The organism is Streptomyces sp. NPDC004609 (assembly GCF_042873655.1).
Lineage (GTDB): Bacteria > Actinomycetota > Actinomycetes > Streptomycetales > Streptomycetaceae > Streptomyces.
The window spans coordinates 1-2,627 of the sequence record NZ_JBIALS010000095.1 but is presented as its reverse complement, the minus strand read 5'-3'; the positions used below and the strand labels follow the sequence as shown (position 1 = coordinate 2,627).

Below are 2,627 nucleotides of genomic sequence, written 5' to 3'. Positions count from 1 at the left end.
TGTGAACGATCACGTAATTCCCCGGGCCCGCCGCCACGTAATTCCCCAGGTCCTGACCTTGTTCATGTCTACTTGATCGAGGGCTTGTCTGTCTTGTCGGTGCCTCCTCCTCGGGGCCGTTTGTTGGGCCTGTAGCTGGGCCCGTTCATGATCACCTGGTGGCTGGTGTTGATCAGCCGGTCCAGGAGCGACTCGGCGACCACGGGGTTGGGGAAGAGCGGATACCAGTCGCTCGGCGCCCGGTTGCTGGTGAGGATCAGCGACCGGCCCTGCCGCTCGCTGACCAGTTCGTAGAGGTCGTCGGCCTGGGCTGCGGTCAGCTGGCGCATCGCGAAGTCGTCGAGGATGAGCACGTCGGGACGTACCAGCTCGTGGATCCGCTTGTCCCAGGTGCGGTCCGCGTGGCCGCCGGCCAGGTCCGCGAGGATGCGGCTGGTCTTGGCGAAGCGGACGTTCGCGCCCTGCCGGATCGCCAGGTGCCCGAGGGCCTGGGCGACGTGTGTCTTCCCGACGCCGACCGGCCCGAACAAAATTACGGACTCCCCGGTGTGGAGCCAGCGCAGGGCCGCGAGGTCGCGGATCTGGGCCGCGGGCAGCTTCGGGGAGGCGGCGAAGTCGAACTCCTCTAGGGTGACCTGCTGCTCGAACTTCGCCCGGGCAAGGCGGCGTTGAAAGGAGACGGTGTCGCGTCGGGTGATCTCGTCCTGGCAGAGCGTCTGGAGGAACTCGAGGTGTCCGAGTTCGCCGCCGTGGGCCTGGGCCAGGCGGGCGTCCAGGGTCTCCAGCATGCCGGACAGCTTCAGCGCACGCAGTGCGTCGCGCAGGGCGGTGTCCATGATGGTCATCACGCCACTCCTTCGTCGTGACGGTGGTCATCACGGTCGTCGTTCGTCATGTCGGGGGTCGCGGCGGTCGCGAAGAGCCGCTTGGGGCCGTGCAGGAAGGCCGCGGCTCCGCCGTCGCCGCTGGTCTCGGGGGCGGGTTCGGTCTCGGTGCCGGCGACGAGGATGCCCTTGATGGTGCGGTAGGACGGGTCGCCGACGAGGGTGGCCTTGGCGCAGGCGGCCTCCAGCCGCACGTCGCCGAACTTCTTGCGCAGTCCCAGGACTGCCTGGGCGGCGCGGAGCCGGTAGAGCGCGTTGACCTCCAGCAGCCCGTCGATCACTTCGCGGCAGGCCGGGCCGACCTGGGCGGACTGGGTGCGGCACCAGGCCGGGGTCCGCATATGGAAGGCGATCTTCTCGGGCGGGTAGTCGCCGCTGTGAGTGCGTTTGCCCTGCTCAAGGGCCGCATGCGTCTTGACCAGTTCACCGTCGTGGAAGACCTGCACGAACGCTTGGGTGGAGCGGACGTCGACGCGCTGGCCGATCAGTTTCCACGGCACCGAGTACAGGGTGCGGCCCACCTTGATGTGGATGTCCGGCCCGACCGTTGCAGTTGACCAGCGGGCCAGCACGAACGGCGTCTTCGGCAGCGGCAGCAGGGTGCCTGCCTCGACGGCCTCGAACACCGACAGCGGAGACGCGCCGCCCAGCGGTCGGCACTGCCTGCGTCCCGCGACCTCGCTTGACCAGCGGACCGCGTCGGCCTGCATGTGCTCGAGGGAGACGAACTCCCTTCCCCGCCACCACGAGTCACGTATATAGGGCATGGGTCGCTCGACCCGGGGCTTGTCCTTGGGCCGGCCTGCGCGAGCCGGGTCCACCAACGCGCCGTAGTGGGTGGCGAGTTCGGCATACGCCTTGTTGATTTTGGGGTCGTAGAGGTCGGGCTTGTCGACCCCGGTGCGCAGGTTGTCCGGGACGAGCCGCTGGGTGACACCGCCGAAGAACCGGAACGCTTCGACATGGGCCTCGGTCCAGGCGTGCTGGTCGAGGCGGATCACGGGGCGGACGAACATGTGCCGCGAGCAGGCCAGGATCATCACGAAGGCCCAGATCCGGTGCCGTTTCCCGCTGCGGGGGTTGGTCCACTGGCCGAGGAAGCCGTAGTCGATCTGGGCTTCCAGGCCGGGCTCGACCTCGTCGCGCAGGACGGTGACCTGCGACCTTCTCGTCTCCTCGGGCAGTGTCGCCGCTATCCACCGTCGCAGACTCGACACCGACACGGTCAACCCGTGCTCGTCCCGCAGCCGTTGGTGGATCGTGGAGACGGTCACCGTCCCCAGCAGGCTCTTGATGTAATCGCCGTGCTTGTCGATCTCGGGCCAGGTCACCTGCCGCAACCGCCTGTCGGCGAGTTCGGGGAACCAGCCCTTGATCAGCCCGGCCCAGTCCTGCTCGGTCATCGCCGGGCCGCCCGGGGCCATCCCGGCGGCCTCCGCCGGGGCCAGGTACTTCCTGATCGTCTTGCGGTCCAGTCCCAGCGACGCGGCCAGCTCGCTCTTGGAACGGCCCGCATACCAGTGGACGTAGATCTCGGTCACATCGACCACGTTGAACGTTCTCCTCGCCATCGCGCGCTTCCCTCGATCTCGAACCACTGATCGAGGAAGCGTCCGTCGTCTCGACGGCCAGGACTATGACCCCCGCCACCCGTCGTCCCCATGGGGAATTACGTGACCGCGGGGGTGGGGAATTACGTGACGCGGAACCCGCCCCACCTGGGGAATTTCGTGATCGCCCACA

General features: G+C 67.9%; 2 protein-coding genes. Both read right to left on the bottom strand.

The features are described from left to right. Positions 1-68: 68 nt before the first annotated feature. Positions 69-845: an IS21-like element helper ATPase IstB gene (gene istB / locus ACFYT4_RS36130; protein ID WP_389279142.1), complete on the bottom strand. Its 777-nt coding sequence runs from the start codon at positions 843-845 to the stop codon at positions 69-71. Beyond that, positions 845-2,434 (bottom strand): IS21 family transposase, encoded by a 1,590-nt coding sequence (gene istA / locus ACFYT4_RS36125; RefSeq protein ID WP_389279145.1) that lies wholly within the window; start codon positions 2,432-2,434, stop codon positions 845-847. Before istA ends, istB begins: the two co-directional genes overlap by 1 nt. Positions 2,435-2,627 lie beyond the last annotated feature (193 nt).

What these genes read in the sequence shown, in the direction of transcription:
- istB (WP_389279142.1), bottom strand. Translation starts at nt 845, where the DNA reads ATGACCATCATGGACACCGCCCTGCGCGACGCACTGCGTGCGCTGAAG.